This is a genomic window from Chitinophaga vietnamensis, from assembly GCF_902167635.1.
GTDB classification, from domain to species: Bacteria; Bacteroidota; Bacteroidia; order Chitinophagales; family Chitinophagaceae; genus Chitinophaga; species Chitinophaga vietnamensis.
This window is the reverse complement of record NZ_CABHMS010000001.1, coordinates 554,650-575,639: the sequence shown is the minus strand read 5'-3', so window position 1 is coordinate 575,639 and position 20,990 is coordinate 554,650. Positions and strand designations below refer to the sequence as shown.

The 20,990-nt window shown below is 49.8% G+C and carries 17 protein-coding genes; 6 read left to right on the top strand and 11 right to left on the bottom strand.

The genetic code is table 11. The annotated features are described in order from the left end of the window. Positions 1–133: 133 nt before the first annotated feature. Positions 134–7,414: a T9SS outer membrane translocon Sov/SprA gene (sov, locus tag FPG75_RS02455; RefSeq protein WP_143304970.1), complete on the bottom strand. Its 7,281-nt coding sequence runs from the start codon at positions 7,412–7,414 to the stop codon at positions 134–136. Positions 7,415–7,446: 32 nt separating this feature from the next. After that, on the bottom strand, positions 7,447–8,034 hold the full coding sequence (gene ruvA, locus FPG75_RS02450) for a Holliday junction branch migration protein RuvA (protein ID WP_143304969.1): 588 nt from the start codon (positions 8,032–8,034) through the stop codon (positions 7,447–7,449). Between the two features lie 190 nt (positions 8,035–8,224). Here ruvA and FPG75_RS02445 point away from each other — a divergent pair, with 190 nt between their 5' ends. Continuing rightward, complete coding sequence (locus FPG75_RS02445; protein WP_143304968.1) at positions 8,225–9,235, top strand: beta-ketoacyl-ACP synthase III; 1,011 nt, start codon at positions 8,225–8,227, stop codon at positions 9,233–9,235. Between the two features lie 40 nt (positions 9,236–9,275). On the opposite strand, the gene FPG75_RS02440 is transcribed toward FPG75_RS02445, so the two are convergent. Together FPG75_RS02440 and FPG75_RS02435 are read right to left on the bottom strand one after the other, a co-directional pair. Continuing rightward, positions 9,276–10,415, bottom strand: coding sequence for a sensor histidine kinase (locus FPG75_RS02440; protein ID WP_143304967.1), 1,140 nt, complete (start codon positions 10,413–10,415; stop codon positions 9,276–9,278). Continuing rightward, positions 10,412–12,304 carry a sensor histidine kinase gene (locus FPG75_RS02435; protein ID WP_161596635.1) on the bottom strand — a complete coding sequence of 631 codons (1,893 nt, stop codon included), beginning with the start codon at positions 12,302–12,304 and terminating at the stop codon, positions 10,412–10,414. The genes FPG75_RS02440 and FPG75_RS02435 overlap by 4 nt, the downstream gene beginning before the upstream one ends. Positions 12,305–12,457: 153 nt before the next feature. On the opposite strand from FPG75_RS02435, the gene FPG75_RS02430 reads away from it, so the two are divergent. After that, positions 12,458–12,664: an ArsR family transcriptional regulator gene (locus FPG75_RS02430; protein WP_143304965.1), complete on the top strand. Its 207-nt coding sequence runs from the start codon at positions 12,458–12,460 to the stop codon at positions 12,662–12,664. On the opposite strand, the gene FPG75_RS02425 is transcribed toward FPG75_RS02430, so the two are convergent. Both FPG75_RS02425 and FPG75_RS02420 read right to left on the bottom strand, forming a co-directional pair. Further along, positions 12,661–13,356: an NUDIX hydrolase gene (locus tag FPG75_RS02425; protein WP_143304964.1), complete on the bottom strand. Its 696-nt coding sequence runs from the start codon at positions 13,354–13,356 to the stop codon at positions 12,661–12,663. The genes FPG75_RS02430 and FPG75_RS02425 overlap by 4 nt on opposite strands. A 57-nt stretch (positions 13,357–13,413) precedes the next feature. Beyond that, entirely contained in the window at positions 13,414–13,905 is a 492-nt protein-coding gene (locus tag FPG75_RS02420) for a DinB family protein (protein ID WP_143304963.1), read from the bottom strand. A 122-nt stretch (positions 13,906–14,027) separates the two neighbouring features. Between FPG75_RS02420 and FPG75_RS02415 the strand changes: the two genes are divergently transcribed. Both FPG75_RS02415 and FPG75_RS02410 read left to right on the top strand, forming a co-directional pair. Then, positions 14,028–14,495, top strand: a complete 468-nt coding sequence (locus tag FPG75_RS02415) for a GNAT family N-acetyltransferase (RefSeq protein WP_143304962.1) — start codon at positions 14,028–14,030, stop codon at positions 14,493–14,495. A 72-nt stretch (positions 14,496–14,567) separates the two neighbouring features. Next, positions 14,568–15,419, top strand: a complete 852-nt coding sequence (locus FPG75_RS02410) for a GNAT family N-acetyltransferase (protein ID WP_143304961.1) — start codon at positions 14,568–14,570, stop codon at positions 15,417–15,419. 107 nt (positions 15,420–15,526) lie between these two features. Here the strand turns inward: FPG75_RS02410 and fabD are convergent, their stop codons facing one another. The 3 genes from fabD to FPG75_RS02395 all read right to left on the bottom strand — a co-directional run bounded on the left by fabD (position 15,527) and on the right by FPG75_RS02395 (position 17,597). After that, positions 15,527–16,417 (bottom strand): ACP S-malonyltransferase, encoded by an 891-nt coding sequence (gene fabD / locus FPG75_RS02405; RefSeq protein WP_143304960.1) that lies wholly within the window; start codon positions 16,415–16,417, stop codon positions 15,527–15,529. A gap of 120 nt (positions 16,418–16,537) precedes the next feature. Continuing rightward, positions 16,538–17,125, bottom strand: a complete 588-nt coding sequence (gene folE / locus FPG75_RS02400; RefSeq protein WP_143304959.1) for a GTP cyclohydrolase I FolE — start codon at positions 17,123–17,125, stop codon at positions 16,538–16,540. A gap of 58 nt (positions 17,126–17,183) precedes the next feature. Then, positions 17,184–17,597: a 6-pyruvoyl trahydropterin synthase family protein gene (locus FPG75_RS02395; protein WP_143304958.1), complete on the bottom strand. Its 414-nt coding sequence runs from the start codon at positions 17,595–17,597 to the stop codon at positions 17,184–17,186. Between the two features lie 115 nt (positions 17,598–17,712). Between FPG75_RS02395 and mqnB the strand changes: the two genes are divergently transcribed. Beyond that, a complete protein-coding gene (mqnB, locus tag FPG75_RS02390; RefSeq protein WP_143304957.1) occupies positions 17,713–18,420 on the top strand; it encodes a futalosine hydrolase in 708 nt (235 codons plus the stop codon). A gap of 3 nt (positions 18,421–18,423) precedes the next feature. Further along, complete coding sequence (locus FPG75_RS02385; RefSeq protein WP_143304956.1) at positions 18,424–19,221, top strand: 1,4-dihydroxy-6-naphthoate synthase; 798 nt, start codon at positions 18,424–18,426, stop codon at positions 19,219–19,221. 51 nt (positions 19,222–19,272) lie between these two features. Here FPG75_RS02385 and FPG75_RS02380 read toward each other — a convergent pair whose 3' ends face one another. Both FPG75_RS02380 and FPG75_RS02375 read right to left on the bottom strand, forming a co-directional pair. Next, positions 19,273–20,121, bottom strand: coding sequence for an aminotransferase class IV (locus FPG75_RS02380; protein ID WP_161596634.1), 849 nt, complete (start codon positions 20,119–20,121; stop codon positions 19,273–19,275). A gap of 157 nt (positions 20,122–20,278) precedes the next feature. Continuing rightward, positions 20,279–20,935 carry a 3-oxoacid CoA-transferase subunit B gene (locus tag FPG75_RS02375; protein ID WP_143304954.1) on the bottom strand — a complete coding sequence of 219 codons (657 nt, stop codon included), beginning with the start codon at positions 20,933–20,935 and terminating at the stop codon, positions 20,279–20,281. Positions 20,936–20,990: the final 55 nt, after the last annotated feature.

Here is a 20,990-nt window from a genome sequence, read left to right as displayed (position 1 = left end):
CCCTTGAAGCGCTTTGAGCGCTTCAAGGGCCGGAAACCGCAATAGGCAAACTATTGAAAACATTTGAAGCATACAAGGCTAGAAGCCCTTGAAGCGCTTTGAGCGCTTCAAGGGCTTTTTAATTATTAATTATTTATTGTGATAATACAAACCGGAAGGTAATACCACCACGTGTAGTTGTGATCGGGTAAGCCGTAGAGATCACGGGGATGGTTTGTCTGCGGTCGTAGAAGAAGCGCAGGTTCAAACGATTATTCACTACATAATCGATAGAAGGCGCGATACCGATCACTTTCTGGCCGCTGGTAGGTATCACGATATCGGCATCGAGGCGGTTGTTAGCGGTTTTATCATCCCTGAAACTGAGGTCCAGCCTGAAGTTCAGGTCGTTGTTCAATTTCCTGGCGCCGCTCTTGTTCACCGCGAAGGGCAGGGCGAGGCCGCGTACACGGTAGCCGGCGCCCATGATGATCTCGCTGGAGCGCAATTCGGTGAGCTGGTAGTCGATCAGGCTGAGACTGAGCGACCTGCTCTTACGGAACTCGAAACGGGCATTGAGGCTGTTTGTAAACGTAACATCGATACCGATGAGTGGCGCAAAGGCCTCTGTGAGCGTGAGGTTCGGCACCAGGAAGTACGGATAGTAGTTACCTGACACGGTATCCCTGAACGCCGGGTAGCCCGCCAGCCGCGGATCTTCGAAGTACATGGAAGTATTGTACGAGTTCATGCTCAGCGTACCGGTATAGGCATGCGTGATGGTGAAGTTCGTGAGGAAGCTCTTGAACGGCTCCAGTTTGGTAAGGCCATTATACGTTACCCGCCAGTTAGGTTTCGGGAAGAAATTACTGAACGGGTTACTCCTTACGTTGTCGTTACCTTGTTTGAGCAGGCCGATCCTGTCGGGGCTCTTACCTGTGTAAGCCGCCAGGAAGGCCGGTATCAGCACATCCTGCGCATATCTCGTATAGCCGTAACGGTAAGTCGGATCTTTGGGATCATAGTAAGGTACGCTCGGATCTTTGTTGTACGGGTTAGAGGCGCCGAGGCGTTGCGATATCTCGTTACGATATGCTTCGAATCTCCGGAATGTTTCAGAGATACCATCTTTCGTTGTGATCTGTCCAAACATCGTCTGGATGGCGATATACGTGATCTCGAAGCCACCGGCATCATAAGGGCTCAGGTGCTGGAACCCGGTGGTATCGCTAATTGTCTTGAACAGTTCAGTATGCGTTTTGGTAAACGACTTGGTCATGCTCAGATCGATACGCAGATCGTTGAATGGCTCCAGCTGCGCCTGTGCATCCCAACGCTGGGTGAACTGTTGCTGGAACTGGATGTTGAACAAGGTATCCGGTGTGATCAATCCTTTCTTCGCAAAATTATCCATCCATTTTCTATCTGGCTGGTAACCCATTACGAACTTGATGCCTGGCGCCATGGAAGCCCAGTTCATACCAAGTATTTTGGTACTGTCGAGATAACCAGGTAAACGTGTGCCGGCATTTTCATTGTAGTTAAAGCCGATACGTTTGATCATCATCAACGGCTTGAGCACAGCTTTCACCCATGGGGAGATATCGTCGGCAGTAGGCTGCGGGGCCTGGTTCTTGCCTTGCTGCTGGCCATTCTTATTATTCTGTGCGTTGCTGTTATTGTTCTGCTGTTTGCGCATATTGATCGCACGCAGGAACTTGGACTTGTTATACAGCTCCGTAAATTTAAACTCTGCGGTGAGCGTTTTCTGCTGCGTATTTTCGATGGCGTTACCCAGGTACAATGCCAGCAGTGAGGCGCCATTCCAGCGGTATTCCGTACGGTAGGCCACCGCGATGTTGGTCCAGCTCAATGCCGGGAACTTCGCCGTAGGCAAGGTGTACGTGAAGTTCACATTCTGCATGTAGTTGGTATTGCGTCCTCCCTTCCAGAAATTGCCCCATACCGTATCTCTCTTCGCAGAGGTGTTGATGCGGCCATTCGGCTCATCGATACGGGCATTGTTCACCGCGTTGAACTCCAGGTTGAAGCTGTGGGTAAGATCCCATTTCAATGTATAATAACGGTCGAACGTAAAGTACTTGTTGTATGTTTCCGGCAACTGGTATTTCATATCGCCGCCCACGTTACGCACACGGGTAGCGCCAAACTGCCGGGAAATATCCGCTCTGAAACTGATGATCGACGGCACATAGTTGATGTTGAAATCGCGGATGAGATCCAGCCAATGCGTTTTTGTTTTGATCAGGTTCTTGAACGGCTCAATAAAATGTGGTTGTCCGGCATAGTTGTAACCCAGGCCCCCACGGTGTTTCGTGAGCACGTCGTTTTGAATGAGCGGATTATGACGCAATATCTGCGAGAAAGAATAACTGATATCAAAGTTCTCAATATCCCATAGATGATGCTTCTTCTTGTTCATCGACAGCTTACGCACATTCGTGAAGTTAAGGCTGGTGATGGACTGAAAATCCTGCGCATTCTTCCGTATGGAATCGCGCTCGGTGCGGTTCCGCGCCAGCAGCAATTTATCTTTCAACTTGATATCGAGATCATAGGGATCATATTCCGGATTGCTGACCGATTGCGAATAACCGGCATACACAGGGATAGACATGCCCGCACGCCTGGGCAGGAGCTTGCCCAGATCGAGGTTAGCGGCAGCATCGTATTGCAGGAAGTTATCGCGGAAACGTTCATTCACTCGTTGGTCGATATTACCAAATCCTGCGGTGTGCATATTTCCCGAAACGGATATCGTTCCAAGGTCGGACAGCTGAATGTCCATCCTGGCGAGGGCTGCGTAGCCGCCTTTTTCATCGAAGTCGGTCAATCTTAATTCATCGAGCCATACTTCTGCGCAATGCGGCAAACCATCATCTTTCGGGTTCAGGATACCGATCATCATGGTACGGGCATCACCGAGGCTGGGGTTACCAACTACCGTCATGTAGTTACCAAATTCATCGGCTTGCGGCGTAGCAGGATAGGGCAACAGCGGCGTACAGGAATCGCACATATTGCGTTTCTGTTTCAGCTGACTGAATCGCTGCATGATCAACTCCATATTGTTACGCTCCGGCCAGATGTCAAGCGCAGTTTTAGGACCATTCCAATCGGTCACTTTCAGCGGTATGCGGTATTCGTAATAGTTGCTTACAAAGTCGCTACCCACACGGATCACAGCCTGTATCTGTCCATCTTTCAGTGCATTGGCATTTTCCACTGCTTCTGCGTGGATATACATCTGCATCTTCTTATACTGACGGAGGTCCATGTTGAGCGTCTTGTACAGCGCGCGCACCTCGCCATCTTTCAGGTTACACACCTGCACCGAAAGCGATTGCTCATTCAGCTGCAAGGTGGTGTTGTTGGTGCTGATGGTGTTCTGGCGCACAACGCCGGGAGGCAGCACATACGGTATGGGCGTGCGGGAAGAGTTCTCTTCGATGTTCACCGCAGAAGAATTGAAAGTAGTGCTGTTGTCCAAAGGCACTGGATCACCGGGTTTCAGCTCGTACATGTAACGGCGCCATTGATTACGCACCAGCTCCAGTTTAGCGAAACGCAGCACCACAGAGTCGCTGAAGTTGGTGAGGAACATACGCATGAAACGTATCGACTTGAAGTCGGGGATGTTACCCACTTTCGCATTGAACTGGTTCAGCGGTACTTTGAACTGGTACCAGGTTTCAGTGGTATGCTGACCGTTAGGCAGGTCTACTGCGGCATCTATTTTATCTACGATGAAGTTGGAACCCACCTGCATACCGGGTTTCAGGTCTACGCGGTATTGGAAATATTCTTCCGTTTCGTTCATGGTGTTATCCCTGTTCAGGTCTTCTGATTCGGGGATATTGGTAGCGGCGGTGGAGTAAGTTGATTTCGGATCAGATACCGGCGAGTTGCCTTCCGGGTTGCTATAGCTTTTATAGCGACCCAGTATTTTGGTGCCATGCGCATCATAATCGCCATTGCGGTAGTGGCGGTAGTCATCGTTGGCGGGGTCCATCTGTGCCTGCGTTACAACCGGTGCGCCGTTACCGAAGTTCATGCGCAGGGAGTCGAGATAAGACTTGAAGAAGAATTGTTCATCAGCGGATCTCAAACCATCATAACCTACGTCCTGGTAGGCGCGGATGTTAGGATCATTATCGAAGGCCTGGGTGATCTGCTGCTGGAACTTAGGCTGGCGGCCCCATTTGGACGAATCGATCTTGTTCGGGTCCTGTGTAGGATCGGGCATACCATTCTCGAAGAATTTCTTCGAGTCTTTCAGGATATCTTCCGATACATTACCCAGGTTGAAGTACAGCGAACCGCCGCTGCTGGTGGGCTGTTTGATAAACGGATCCTGTATCCAGAATTCGATGTATTCGATATTGGCTGTTTCGAAATCGCTGTTGTCAATGGCGCGCATGATACCGCCCCATTTGCCCTGCGGGCGCGCCAGACGGCCATTGCGGTCCATCGCTATGGGGCTGCTGGTAAAGTTGTAAGGGCCGCGCTCTGTGGGATAATACGCGAGGTCAAGGGTGCTGAGCTGGCTCTGTCCGAAGTCGGTAGACCTGTTCTTGAACACTTCCTTCTGGTATACCAACCTTACGCGCGGGTCCGACTGATCATCTACAGAGATACCGTTAGGCAGGCCTGGCGACTTGGGTATCTGCAAGGTAGGCTCAATGATATACCAGGCCAGTTTAGCCCTGTTCTTACCATAGTCGAGGTTGTTGCTCAATTCCGCTTCGGGGAAGAGCACGCGCCCGCTGGCATCAGTAGCGCCTTTCGGCGTAGAGGCCAGTGCCCATGAAGTAGCAGGGAACTTGAGATCATAACCACTTTTCACGCCTTCAAAATCGTCGATATAAGAAGTACCGGAACGGCTGCCAGGTTCATTGATCAGTTTACTGTGACCTGGGAACAAGCGCGCCACCTCACCGGTGAAAAGGATATTGGAAGGCGAAGTAGGCTTGTAATTGGGCAGCTTGTCGAGGAAGCGGTTCAGCCCTTTCCATTGCGAGTTATAGTTCACGTCGAGACCTACCATGGTGTTTTTGATGGGGTCTTCACCGTAGTTCACTTTCTGATAGTAGGGCCTTTCACTCATGCGCACGATGGTACCGCCGATGCTCAGTTTATCATTCACCAGATAATCGAGGCGGGTACCGAAGTAGTTACGTACCTGTTGTCCGAAGAGCGCATTGTTTTCAAACTGCACATTGATAGGCACGCCGGAGTTAAGGATACCGCCATTGATGATCTTGAGCCTGCCCAGGTTGTAATCGATGACGTAGTCCACGTTTTCGCGGAGCATCTGTCCGCCGGCGGTTACCGTTACCGATCCCGGTGGGATGGTACCGGCGCCGAGTAGTATCTCGGAGGAGTTGGCCGACTTATACGATCCGCGGATCACATAGCGGTTCAGTTGCGGGAACTGTTGGGCCACTACTTTGATGGAGTCGTACAGTACATTATAGAGATATTGTTTTTCCAGCGTAACATCTCCGCCGAAGGCCTTCTTGAGGCCGCCGGCAAAGGGTTCCAGCATGGGGAACATTACTTTACCATTGAGCGAATTGATCGTATAGCCTTCCACGTAGTCGAACACGCCATCCGGTTGTGGATCGAGCTGGTTGTTGAGACGATCGAGGTTAAGCACCGTGATGATGGGCGCGCCGGCGAATTCGCCTTTGGCGTCGGGCAGGTAGCGTTTATCGCTGGGTGGCCTGCCTTCAGCGCCGGGATCTTTATAGAATACGTCCAGTTTAAAATCTTCTTTAGTAACGCCGAAAGCGCCGGTGCTGTAGATGTTTTTCATCATCAGCTTCCAGATGGGCAAGGTAGGCCTGGCGGATGTAGCCTTCAGCAATTTCAGGAACAGCACGGGCGAGTTGGCGCTGTTGTTCTGATCTGGCGGCACATCCTGCGAAAATTCACCAACCTGGTAGGTGCGGCCATTGTACGTATATTGATAGGCTACTGCCAGTACTTCATCGGGTTGTAGTTGTTGATTCAGGGAGATGAATCCCAGCTGTTTGTTCACCGTATATTCGGTAGAGTCGAGCTTGCGGGCGAAGGTCTTTTCAAATTCCGAAACGGGCTGCAGCCCCAATGCCAGGAGCCGGCTCACGACCGTTCCGGTGTTGCGGCTGGCGGGGTCCCTGATGAGGTTTTGAAAGAGATCATTCGCGCCGCGGTCGGGCAAGGGCGAAGTGGTGAGCGGCTTTACCGCTGTTTTGTTATACGGGTTTGTTTCACCAAGGTCCATCAAACCTACGATGTCACGCGTTTGCGTGGTGGCGCCGGTTTTGTTGGTCACCCATACCTCAATCCTGTTGATATTGGATAAGGAACGGATGATCGGCAGGTTGGACATGGCGTAGTTGAAGGTATCACGGAAGAATTGCGCCAGCAGGAAGTGACGGTTGTCTTCATATTCATCTGCCCGGATATTATAATCCTGCACCATGGTACCGCCTTTGAGCATCAGGTTCTGCTTCTGCGACTTCTGGTTGGAAAGCACGCTGGTAACGGTGAGGCGGCCGAACTGCAATTGTGTTTTCACCCCGAAGAGCGATTGTATACCGGAGATGAGAGAGCTGCGCAGCGGGAAGCTCACGTTACCCGCTTCAATCTTTTTAATGATCTCGTCGTTGTAGCCGGTATATTCCAGTTTGATCTGGTTTTCGAAATCAAAGGTGGACTGGGTATTGTAGTTGGTGATCAGTTTAAGTTTGTCGCCGATCTTGCCGGTAACGTTCATGTTGATGCCCATATCGAAGTTGAAGCCGCCGTTTCTGCGGGCTTGTTCCACCAATACGGGATTTTTGATATTCTGGCCCTGGTAGCCGAAAGTGAGGTCCAGGCTACCTTGCGGGCGGATATCCACTTTGCTGCCGCCGAAGATGCGGTCAAAGAGGTTATTGCCCATATAGAGGCTGGGGCCATTACCGCGCTGGTTCAGGTTACCGAGGGCGCTGGCTCTTTTCTGCCAGTAGTTTTGTTCACTCTGGCTGGATTGGAGTTTGTAAAATTCATCGAAGTTGAGATACGTTGGGTTACGGTAATATTGGTTACCTACTTTTTCGGTAACAGTATATTGTTTGGTAACGGGATCGTACTCTACTGTTTTGTTGATATTTGCGGGGTCTTTCAGGTCCATAGCATTCCTGGACGATGGGTCCGTGATGCTGGGGCCTCGTCTGTCCTGCAAGGGATATTTCAAGGTATCTTTTCTGCTCGAATCTGGCGGGGTCGTGTTACCGGGAATAACGGTATCCACTTTCCAGCTCTCAGCTCTCTCCAACAATCTCGATTTCAATCTTCCTGAACGGTCCCTGGCGGCAGTGTCAACAATGATAAAAGATACAATTCCTATTACTGCAAAAGCACCATAGTAAGTCTTTCTTGCCAAGAAAAATAGGTTTTTATAGAGGTCTACATAAATTATAAACTCTTCAGGGCTTTCTTTATCAGCTCTTCCAAGTTTTGCAATAGTGGTTCGTTCTTCATAACTCTGGCAATGGCCGATTCCGCCATATTCCGGGCTATCCCCAGAGTCACCAGTGCATTTAACGCATCTTCGTGAATAGTATTGTTCACAGGCAGCGATAAATGTGTGCCGGTATCCTTTCCTTTCTTGATTTTGTCTTTCAGCTCAAGTATCACACGTTTGGCTGTTTTCGCGCCGATGCCTTTCACACTTTCCAGCATCTTTTCATTCTCCATCATAATAGCGCGTTCTATATCTTCCGGTTGAAGAGAAGATAACATCATCCGGGCCGTGGCCGCACCAATCCCGGAAACACTGATCAGCAGCAGGAACAGGCTCCTCTCTGCTTCTTCAAAAAATCCGTACAGGGTATGCGCATCTTCCTTGATGTGCAGGAAAGTTAACAACTTGCAGGTATCCATATCCTGAATACGGGAATAAGTATTCAAGCTGATCTGGACCTCGTATCCTATCCCGTTTACATCGATGTGAACAAGCGCAGGTGACTTATAAGCCAGTTTTCCATTCAAATAAGCGATCATACAGGAAAAGGTTCGGTAATTTAATCAAACTTACGGAAATTGATGAAATTGAATTTCCGGTAATACCGGCAAAGATGCTAACTTTTAGCGGATTGTCAACCCCCTGAACAGGTTCATATTCGACTTTTTTAGGAAATATTCGTTTATATCGTATTTTTACGCCTCGATTTAAACACATATTTACTTACATATGAATAAAATAACGGCCGCTATTACAGCGGTGGGTGGCTATGTTCCCGACTACGTGCTCACGAACCAGGAACTAGAGAAATTAGTAGATACGACTGACGAGTGGATATTAACCCGTACGGGCATTTCTGAGAGAAGAATATTGAAGGGAGAAGGGAAAGGTACTTCCGATCTGTGCGTGCCGGTTGCCCTTGAGATCTGCAAGAAGAGAGGTATCACACCGGAAGACATCGACCTGCTGATTGTAGCCACTGTTACGCCGGACATGACATTCCCGGCCACTGCCAACGTTGTTACCGACAAGATAGGCGCTCGTAATGCATTCGGCTTTGATATCAGCGCCGCCTGCTCCGGCTTCCTCTATGCACTGGATACCGGTGCACGCTTCATCGAAAGTGGCCGCTACCAGAAAGTAATGGTGATCGGCGCAGATAAAATGAGCTCCATCATCGACTATACCGACAGAAGCACCTGCATCATCTTCGGCGACGGCGCCGGCGGCGTACTGCTGGAACCCAATACAGAAGGATATGGCCTGATCGACAGCATCCTCAAAAGCGACGGCCATGGCCGCGAATACCTCCACATGAAAGCAGGAGGTTCCGTGAAACCTGCCTCCATCGAAACCGTTACCAACCGCGAACATTTTGTGTACCAGGAAGGTAAAATGGTGTTCAAATACGCCGTAGCCAACATGGCCGAAGCCGCGAAAACCGTGATGGAACGCAATCACCTCCACGCCAGCGACATCGCATGGCTCGTGCCTCACCAGGCCAACAAACGTATCATTGCCGCCACTTCCCAATACATCGAACTGCCCGACGAAAAAGTGATGATGAACATCCACCGTTATGGCAACACCACCGCAGGCACTATTCCACTCTGCCTCTGGGACTACGAAAAACAATTGAAGAAAGGCGATAACCTGATCATGGCCGCCTTCGGCGGCGGTTTCACCTGGGGCTCCAGCTACATCAAATGGGCCTATGATGGTGATAAAGTAGGCAAGTAATTTTTTTTATCTCCCCTGCCGCTGGCAGGGGAGATAAAAATTATCGGCTTTTAAGCAAATAGGTCAAGGTAAGATACCTGCCGCCACTCTCCTCTGCGATCGCTTCTCCCTCCATCTTTTCAATGAAATCCTTGCTGATAGCCATTCCCAGGGCATAAGTATCTTCCTGCCAGGCAAAGAGGCCATTCACAATATCTGCGGCTTCAGTGCCGCTATCGATAGCGATATTCACGCGCACCACTTCTTCTTCCGGCCAGGCATCTATGATGATCAGGCCATCTGTTACCGCATATTTTATAGCCGTCAACAGGAAATGACGGTTCACAAATTGCAACATCTCCGGGTCGGCAGCTACTTTTACATTGGCAGGGATACGGTCTACAATGGCCATCCCGCGGGCATTGGCAGCTTCTTTCACCATCTCTGTTGCGAGCGCCATCTGTTCCTGTACCTGGCAGGTCACCGGTTTGAAGACGAAGCCCGACAATTGCAATTTTATCCAGCGCAGGATATTATCGAACACCGCCAGCGTTTTTTGTGAAGATGCAGCAATATGTTTCATCACCTGGATCATCTCCTCCTTATCCATAGTGCTGTGTTGCAACACGCCGGCCACTTCTATGATGTGATGCAGCGGCGCCCGGAAATCATTGGCAATGATGGTGATCAGCTTATTCTTGAACTCATCGGCGGCCCGCAGCGCGGCATTTTTCTCTGCAATGGCGGCATAGCCGATGGCCAGCTCCCGCTCCTGTTGCTTCGAACGGCGGTAGTGGTAATAACGCACGATCAGCCATATCAGCAGCAAGGCCACAATGCTGATCATGCCGGTAAATAATAATTGCGTATTGCGCTTTTCCAGGTTGCGCTGTATGATCTGCTCTTCCTGCACCCGGTTCTTCATCGCCAGGGCTTCACGTTCGCGGGCCTTCACAAAATAGGTAATGTAATTGATGCTGTCGTTGCCCCCCGGCCGCTGTTCACGCGCCAGCAGCCATATCTCGCGGGCAGTGGCCGCTGCGGCGGCATCGTCGCGTATAGACAGGTAATAGTCATATTGATCCGACAAGGAATCAATCCTGGAGGGCGTCTGCTTGGCATACGATGGCCGCATCGCTGCCAGGCAAACCAGCAGCAGGAAAACCAGTTTATAACGTTCTCGAATATACGTAGTTATCATACGCTATCCTCCTCTTCTCCCGCTGGCAGGCTGTAGTAAAAAGTGGCGCCTTTGCCGGGATTGTTCTCTGCCCATATCTTTCCGTTCATCTTTTCGGTAAAGTCTTTACAGATGATCAGCGCGATGCCCGCACCCTTGCCAGTCCTGGATTTGCCACCCGGCTGATGACAGGTGAACAGTCCCGCCAGAGTTTCCGCATCCATGCCGGTACCTTCATCGGTAAAGGACACCGTGATCATTTCTTCTATTCGTATAGCCGATACCGTTATCACGCCATTTGCAGGTGAAAACTTGGCCGCGTTGTGCAAAAAATTACGGTGAATGAATTGCAGCATTTCATAATCTGCCTTCACCAACATACCATCTGGTATGTTAATGACCGCGCGCAAGGATTTCTCTGCGAGGATATGCGCTACCGTTTTTTCTGCCTCTGCCACCAATTCCTTTATTGACAGGCATTGCGGCCGGTATACAAAGCCGCTCAGCTGTGTGCGCATCCAGCGGAGGATCGCCTCAAATACCTGCAAGGTAGCCGTGGCAGTGGATTCTATCCGGATGATCAGCGAAGCGGCATCATCTACCGTTAATGCATCCTGCTCTACAAATGAAGTGATGCCGATTATATTATTCAGGGGACTGCGGAAATCATGCGCAATCAATGATATAAGTTTGTTCTTGAAATCATCATTCACCTGCAATTGCGCCGTGCGTTGGTTGATCTCGCGCTGCATATAGGTCAGCTGCCTTCTGTTAGCCGCCGATGCTTTGTTGGCATAAAACAGGTGCAACAGCAAAGAGAAAATGAGTAGCAGCAATACGGTCAGGAATATCAGCAGATAGCGCCAGTAAAGGCTTTCAGTGCTCTTGCGCGCCAGCAGCTTTTCCTGGTAAAGGTGTTGCAGCTGTAAAGAGTCCAGCAGGCGGTCCTGGCGGGCGTAATCCAGGTAGCTGATGCCGCCGTTTTTCCTGTCTTCCTCTTGTTGCATCATGATATGACGCATAAGATTGAGGTATTCCTGTGATTTCGTATAGTCGTGTATGTTAGTACTGTATTCGTACAGTTTTACTGCGGTGGGCAGCATCAAACCGGTATAGCCGCCGTCCATGGCGATCTGCATCCCCTGGCGGTAATACCGGATGGTATCGGGTTGCCGGAGATAGGTTTTATATCCTGCCATCTGCAAACAGCCATACAGTGCGAGGTAGCGCAAACCGAGAATAGACGCGGTATCTATCACACTTTGCACCGCCTTTACGGCGCCTTGATTGTCGCCATGCTTCAGTTGCTCATGTGCCTGGAACAGGCGTATATAGAGTTCTTCGCGATGATCGTGATAACGGTGCGCCATAGCGGCGGCATCGCTGAGTGCTTCGGCAGCAGCGGCTTTGAGAGAAGTGGAGGTATCATCGGCATGCACGCTGTAATAATTGGCGAGTATCAATGCCTGTAAAGAATCATTTTGCAGTTGACGGCTGATGGCCAGCGCCTCGTCGGTATAGGCCCATGCGAGGTCTTTCCGGCGTTCGTAATTGTAGTATATCCCGATGTTCATGAGCACCAGCGCAACGCTGGCAGAGTCGCCGGCATGGCGGCTTTCGGTGAGCGCATCATTATAGAAAAGGTAGGATAGATAACGATTGGGTTTGAAGGCATAATAACTGGCCATGGCCCGGAGGGCAGCCCCTCTGCCCTGGCGGTATTCCAGCCGGGTAGCCATATCCAGCGCCTGGTGGGCATACACGCCACAGCTATCGAGTTGGCATGCCTGGTAAAGTACCGCCAACCTGTTCAGCATGTCTGTATACTCCATACTATCCCTCGCGGCCGGGAGCGCGGCTTTCAGACGTTGTATGTCGCTGATCTGCGCCCGCAGTACAACAGTTATCATGGTAAAGATCAGCACAAGGCCAGTCCTCCGCAGATATGGTAACAGTAGCATCAGCAAAACATAAGATAAGACACCATAAAATAATCAAAATTGACCGAACTACACGATTCCTTTTTGTTCATTTTTGTTTTACATTTCCGTAAATAAATTGTTATGTCAGCGGATAAAGCGTCTGTAAAGCCTGTAAAACTCTGCTATAGCCATATTGGCGGCAAATTAGGCAGCTTGCTCATCGACAACTTTATCGAAAAGGGGTGGATAGCGAGAGATCCCGACAGCAACAAACACTATTACCTCACACCTGCCGGCGAAAAAGGATTGACTAAAATGGGAATTGATATTTCGCAGATCAAATCTTAAATCTCGAAAACCAGTCCCTTCTTCTTTAACAGTTCATATTTCAGCGAATCGAAGCGGTAGAGGTGCGCTCCCTTTTTGGAGGAGGTTTTATCTTTCTCTTCCAGCTTTTCCATCACATCCAGTGAAAGTATTTTTTTGCGAAAATTGCGTTTATCAAGCGTGCGCCCGTAAATTTCTTCGTACAGGCATCTCAGTTGTGAGAGGGTGAATTTTTCCGGTAACAGTTCAAAGCCGATCGGATGGAACTGGGCGTTGTCGCGCAGTTTCACCAGGGCGTCCTGGATCATTTTATTGTGGTCGAAAATGAGCGCGGGGATCTCATGCAGCTCCAGCCAGTGGGCGCCATGTTCCTGGGCCAGCGGGCGGTCGTGGTCTTTGATGCGGATCAGGGCGTAGTAGGCCACGGATATTACGCGGGCGCCGGAATCGCGGGCCACATCGCCATAGCAATGCAGCTGGTCCATGTAGATGTTTTCCAGGCCGGTAGTGAGTTTCAGCACGCGCGCAGCCGCATCGTCGGTACTTTCATCCGCCTGCACGAAGCCTCCTACCAGCGACCATTCGCCCGCCATAGGCGCCACTTTACGCTTCATCACCAACAGTTTGAGGCGGCCTTCATCAAAACCAAAAATGATACAATCTACTGCCACCAGGTGTTTGGTGACCTTGGAATAAAAAGACGCCGGATTCATAAAGGACTTTTAACAAAAAAACGTCAGTAAAAATAACATAATGCAGGCGAACTCCCGCTATTTTCTGGTTTTGAAACGCGTGAAGTCGACAGACGGGACTTTCGTTACACCCAGTTGTTTCAGCATATATACGAGCTGCCCCCTGTAAAAGGCGCCGTTGTTACAAACCTGCATCAATGCCGCCTGTACGGGCAGCTTGTAATGCTCATTCTTCTGTTGCGTGTATGCGATCGTGTGATCCAGCCGTGCCGGTGTAGCCTGTTGTACCCAGGCCTCCAGTTTGACAGACTGCTGTATCCAGGCTGCGCACGCCGCTTCAAAGTTGTCGTCAAAACCTGCCGTAGGGTCTACCGGTTTCTCGGCCAGCTGTAAACGCTGGTACCAGAGGCTTTCTCCATACCAGATATGATAAACCGTTTGCCGCACCGTGCCGAAACCGCCGCCCAGCTCACGATCCAGCTGTTCGTTGCCCAGCTTCAGCAACACGGGCGCCAGTTGTTGATTGGCCCAGTGGTTATAAGTAACGTATTGAAGGAGTAGCTCTTTCATGTAAGATTCCGGTTATTATCGCGCCCATGGCAATCATTGAACCAAATTACATATTGTTGATCAATTTGTTTGATTATTTTGCACCGGGGGCTTGCCCTACACACTTTAATATTACTTCACATATGCAGGATATAACGTTAAGGGTTGCACGAAAAGAAGATTGCCCGCGCTTGCTGGAACTCATCCGCGAGCTGGCAGAATATGAAAACGCACCACAGGAAGTGACCGTTACGCTGGAACATTTCGAAACCGCCGGCTTCGGCCCGAAGCCGGTATGGAAGGCCTTTGTAGCCACTACCACTGAAAACGGGCAGGAATTGATCATCGGCTTTGCCTTGTACTATGTACGCTACTCTACCTGGAAAGGTTGCCGTATGTACCTCGAAGATATTATCGTCACCGAAAAATGGCGCGGGAAAAAAGTAGGAAAACTGCTCTTTGATCAGCTCTTCGCGGAAGCCAGGGAAAAGGACTTCTCCGGTATCACCTTCCAGGTGCTGGAATGGAATGAACCGGCCATCAACTTCTACAAAAAATACCAGACGAAATTTGATCCTGAGTGGATCAATGTGAGCATCGAACTAAAATGATCTTTCCGTTCATATAAATCAGCGTCGATTATTCCACTATCATCGGTAATATTGGTAACATATCATTCTACCATGATTTTTACGAACGATTACCGCGATCTTCAAAATTTACCAACGGAAAACATTGCCCAGGCTTTCAATGCCGCATTCAGCGATTATATCGTACCCCTGCAATTAACGCCCGCTCTGCTGGAAAACAAGATGAAAGGCGAAAACCTGAAAAGGGAATTTTCCATGGGCGCCTTCAATGGCGATGAGCTCTGTGCTTTTGTACTGCATGGCATCGACAATGATCAGCAACCACGTGTACTGTATAACGGCGGCACTGGCGTAGTTCCGGCCTTCCGTGGGCAGCACCTCGTGCAAAAGATGTACGACAAATTTATTCCCTTATATCAGCAGCAAGGTATCCACACCATTTACCTGGAAGTGATCAGTACCAACCTGCCTGCCATCAAGGCCTATACGAACAGCGGCTTTACCAAAACCCGCAAACTCATCTGTCATAAGGGAGAGATACAGTTGAAAAAAACAGCGCCTGCGGTAGCTATTCAATTGCAGGAAACGCCAAACTGGGCGCTGCTGGCCACTTTCATGGATATGCAACCTACCTGGTCCAATATTCCTGCTACTATTCAACGAGAGCATCCTTCTACCGCTACCTGGACCGCTACCGTTGATGGACAAACCGCTGGTTATATCAGTATACATCAACCCACACGCCGCATCCGCAATATCGCGGTGAGCCCGGCTTTCCGCCGACGGGGCATCGGCAGCGCCTTGCTGCAACAGGCAGCATCCTTACTGGGCGGGCCTTTCACGCTCATCAACATCGATGCCGGCCACCCCGGGATCAGCGCCTTCCTCGAACAAGCCGGCATGCCACAATACCTCACGCAATACGAAATGGCGATAAATATTTGAGAATTTTTTGATTTACGGATTTCTGGATTTATGGCAAATCTGAAGTCCGCCATAAATCAAGAAATCCGTAAATCAAAAAATTCGTAAATCAAAAAATCCTCAAATATCTAGCTGATGCCGTTCACTACGGTTTCTTTGTTGATCTTTTGTACAAGTCCCTGTAATACTTTACCAGGGCCTACTTCCGTGAACTCGTGGCCACCGTCTGCGATCATGGCCTGTACGGACTGTGTCCATTTTACAGCGCCGGTAAGTTGATCGATCAGGTTTTGTTTGATCTGCGCGGGCTCGGTCACCGCCGCAGCGGCTACGTTCTGGTATACAGGGCATTTAGGAGTATTGAAAGTAGCTTTTTCGATAGCGGCTTTCAGCTCTTCTTTGGCAGGAGCCATCAGCGGAGAGTGGAAGGCGCCGCCTACAGGCAGTACCATGGCTCTTTTGGCGCCAGCGGCTTTCATGCGCTCGCAAGCGATTTCCACACCTTTAACCGTGCCGGAGATCACCAGCTGGCCAGGACAGTTATAGTTCGCAGGCACTACGATCTCGCCGGTTTCGGCGGTAACAGCGGCACAGATCTCTTCTACCTTCGCATCATCCAGTGCCAGCACAGCCGCCATGGTAGAGGGTTGCAGCTCACAGGCCTTCTGCATGGCATTCGCCCTGATAGCTACCAGGCGCAAAGCCTCTTCGAAAGACAGGCTGCCATTGGCCACCAGCGCGGAAAACTCGCCCAGGGAATGGCCCGCCACCATTTCAGGTTGTGAGTGCTCCGTGCAGAGAAATGCGATCACGGCATGCAGGAACACCGCCGGCTGCGTTACTTTCGTCTGCTTCAGGTCTTCATCCGTACCGGTGAACATGATATCAGAAATGCGGAAACCTAAGATCTCGTTGGCTTTCTCAAACAGCGCCTTTGCTTCAGGATTGGTCTCATACAGGTTTTTGCCCATACCCGGGAACTGGGATCCTTGTCCGGGGAATACGTAAGCATGCTTCATTTTGGTTATAGTTGTAATGTTGGTATCAAATAAAAAATATTTCAAATATACTAATTAGCTGGAAAAAAGCCCTTGCAGCGCTGAAAGCACTGCAAGGGCTGATCTGCGTGTAAACTATAATTATTTGCTGATGAGTTTGAGGAACTCGGCACGGGTGCGGCCATCGCTGAACTGCCCGCTGAAAGCGGAAGTGGTGGTGATGGAGTTCTGTTTCTGTACGCCCCGCATCATCATGCAAAGGTGCTGCGCTTCTATCACTACCGCTACGCCTTCCGGTTCCAATGTTTCCTGGATGGCATCTACGATCTGGTGCGTCAGACGCTCCTGTACCTGCAGGCGGCGGGCAAATACATCCACCACACGTGCAATCTTGCTCAAGCCTGTGATATAACCGTTGGGAATATAGGCCACATGGGCTTTCCCGAAGAATGGCAGCATATGGTGCTCACACATAGAATAAAGTTCTATATCTTTCACGATCACCATTTCGCTGTAAGCCTCTGTAAATTTAGCGCCTTGAAGAATGGCTTTGGCATCCTGCTGGTAGCCCTGCGTGAGGAATTGCATGGCCTTTGCCATCCGCTCCGGGGTTTTCAACAAGCCTTCCCGCTCACTGTCTTCTCCCAACAATTCCAGGCATTCCTTGTAATTCGCGATCAGACCCTGCGTGGTCTTCTCGTCATAACTTTCAATCTTGTTATACGCCATCCTAATATGATTTTATAAATTAAATCAGGTTATCAGGGCGCTGCACCGCCGCTGGTGTTTATTTACCGCCGTAATACTCTACGTATATGCGCGGTGTTTCATACAGCTTGATACAATGTAATTGCACGTCTGCGGGGAGATGTTTGGTTAATTCATCCGAGATGGCGATGGCGAGATTTTCGGCAGAGGTAAATTTGCCTGCCATGAAATCCACATCCAGGTTGAGGTTGCGGTGGTCTATCTTTTCAATGATCACATCTTTGATGATCACACCTAATGTTTTGGCATTGAATACAAAGCCCGTTTCAGGATCGGGATTACCTTTGATGGTAACGTGCAGTTCGTAATTATGACCATGCCAGTTATCATTGGCACATTTTCCAAATACCTCTTCGTTCTTTTCTTTGCTCCAGTTCGGGTTGGACAACTTATGCGCTGCATTGAAGTTCTCAACTCGCGTTAAATAAATCATTATTGCAAAAAATTTTCGGCAAAAATACCACTATTCTGCGACCCAATCCAATTTCCCGTTTTTCCTGTCAATTGTTTTACACGGGCAGCAATCAATTTTGATGTAATTTCACGCCATGAAAATCTTGGTTACTGCGGCTACCACACTGGAAATCCAGCCATTTTTACAGTGGCTGGCCCACGAAAGCCAACCCGTATCAGCACAGCGTTTCCGGATCGCCCATTGTGAGATCGATATCCTTATTGCCGGTATCGGCATGATGCACACCGCCTTCAGCCTGGGGCGCTACCTGGCGGCCCATCGCCCTGAAATCGCCCTGCAGGCGGGCATCGGCGGCTGCTTCGGCCACCATTGGGAACTAGGCAGCGTAGTGATGGTGGAAAAGGAGTACCTGGCCGACCTCGGCGCGGAAGACAACCATCAGTTTAAAGATTTATTTGATATACAGCTCTGGCAGCCCTCACAACCGCCCTTCACCAACGACGCCCTGGTGAACTCCTTTGCCGGCCTGCCTTTCCTGCCACACTTGCAAAAAACAACCAGTGTGAGCGTGAATATGGTCAGCGGCAGCGCCGCCACCATCGCACGGCTGGAACATAAATACCGGCCCGACGTAGAAAGCATGGAAGGCGCCGCCTTTCATTATGCCTGCCTCATGGAACAGGTGCCATTCCTGCAATTGCGCAGCCTCTCCAATTATGTGGAGATCCGCGACAAAAGCAAATGGAAGATACCCCTGGCCGTGAAATCACTCAACGAAACGCTCGTGCAAACCGTGGAAACACTGACTGCACGCGTCTCTACCGCACATAAAAAACTTTAGCATATGCAATTTTCACTCGGTTTCTCACCATGCCCGAACGATACCTTCATCTTCGACGCTATGGTCAATAACAAGGTCGATACGAAAGGCTTTAGCTTCGACACCCAGCTGGAAGACGTGGAAACACTGAACAACTGGGCATTACAGGGCAAACTGGCTATCACTAAACTGAGCTTCGCCGTATACCTGAAAGTAAAAGATCAGTACGATCTGCTCAACAGCGGCAGCGCCCTGGGCCGCGGCTGCGGCCCACTGCTCATCGCCAGAAAAGATATTCCGCTGGAAGAGATTAAAAACCTCCGCATCGCCATCCCCGGCGAAAATACTACCGCCAATCTCCTCTTCTCCATCGCTTTTCCGGAAGCAAAAAACAAGCAGGTGATGCTCTTCTCCGAAATCGAAAACGCCGTACTCAATGGCGATGTAGATGCCGGCGTGATCATACACGAAAACCGTTTCACCTATCAACTCAAAGGTCTCGTGAAATTGATGGACATGGGCGAATACTGGGAACGCACCACCGGCAACCCGATACCACTCGGCGGCATCTTCATCCGTAAGGATGTTCCCGCCGAAACCCGCGCCCAGCTGGATACATTGATCCACGACAGCCTGCAACACGCCTATCAGCATTATCCGCAACTTTCTGATTATGTGAAATCACATGCACAGGAAATGGATGAACAGGTGATGCGGCAACATATCGATCTGTATGTAAATGATTTCAGCCTTGACCTGGGCCAGGAAGGCAAGGCAGCCGTTGACGCCCTGATGGCGGCGGCAGAGCAGCTACGTAAATAAGAAACAACACGGGCCACACGCTGTGTGGCCCGTGTTGTTTCTTATTTACCACTACAAGGTGGCTTCATATAATATTTCGTGCAGGATCGCCGCGGTAGCGTTACCGTAGCTGGTATCACGGAAAACGCCCACCCAGCGCAGGCCGTAGATCGCATTGGTGAGGAACACCTCATCCGCTGTTTCCAGGTCTTCTATCGTGAGTGGTTTTTCTGTTATCTTGAAAGGCAACTCAGTTTGCAGGAGATGCTTGCGCATCACACCGCAAACACCGCCTTCTGTGAGCGGCGGCGTATATATCTGCTTGTGATGTACCACAAATACATTCGCAATGGTGCTATCTGCCACGCGGCCATACTGGTTCAGCAATATCGCCTCGTTAAGGCGGTGCTGACGCGCATACATGGCTGCCATCACATAAGGCAGGCAATTGTTGGACTTAATGGAAGAGAGCTTGTCGCAACTTTTATGCACATCCGGGTACACATCTACTACCAGCCCTGTTTCATTCAGTTCCAATACGGATTTACCCAGTTCCCAGGATTGTATCACATAATTGGGAAGATTATTGACGGGGTCGTATAACCCGCCATCAGAGCGGAACACAGCGAAGCGTACCCTGGCCAGTGCCGCCACATTATTCTTATGGCAGAGATCAAGGATGGCCTTTACAAAAAAATCTTTGGTGAAATAAGTGGGGATATCAAAATGCAGGAGGTGCAGACTGGCCAGTAAGCGCTCAAAATGAAGGTCTGCGAACAGTACAGTTCCCTGGTACACCTTCAGCGTTTCAAAACATCCATCTCCGTAGCGGAACGAACGGTTGTCGGCCGTAAAAATAGGATCACCTCCAGGTATGTATTTACCGTTATAACAAAGATAACCAACTTGCACTTCGGACACTTTTAACAAGTTGTAAGTTACCCATAATTTCCGATTTAGCGATCCCGTAATATTGGTTTTTTATCGATCTTCTGCCTGAACATCTTACTGAAAAAAAATATTCAAATAAGGGATTAACTAAATCGGAAATTATTTTCGTATACCCATTCACGTTATACTATATCTTCATCTCCGGAATCTCTCCTTCCACCACCAGCTTACCGGCCGTTTTGGACTTGATCTCCTCCACACTCACGCCGGGCGCGCGTTCCAGCAGTTTGAAACCATCTGCGGTTACATCCAGCACAGCGAGTTCTGTTACAATTTTTTTCACGCAGTTCACACCGGTGAGTGGTAATGTACAGGCAGGTAACAGTTTGCTTTCTCCTTTTGGATTAGTGTGCATCATCGCCACGATGATATGCTTGGCAGATGCTACCAGGTCCATCGCGCCGCCCATGCCTTTCACCATTTTGCCGGGAATTTTCCAGTTGGCGATATCGCCTTTATCGGATACTTCCATAGCGCCAAGTACGGTGAGGTCTACCTTACCGGCACGTATCATACCGAAGCTCTCGGCAGAATCGAAGAAGCTGCCGCCGGGCAGCAAGGTAACCGTTTCCTTGCCGGCATTGATGAGGTCCGCGTCCATATCTTCTTCCGCCGGATACGGGCCCATGCCGAGCATACCATTTTCTGATTGCAACATGATAGAAATACCTGCGGGGATGTAGTTGGAAACCAGCGTGGGAATACCGATGCCAAGGTTTACATACATACCGTCCCGCAGCTCTTGTGCTATTCTCTTGGCGATGCCATATTTATCGAGGGGCATAATATCAGATTTGAGTTTTGCAGATAATAGAATAGAGAAGATGAACGTGGAGATG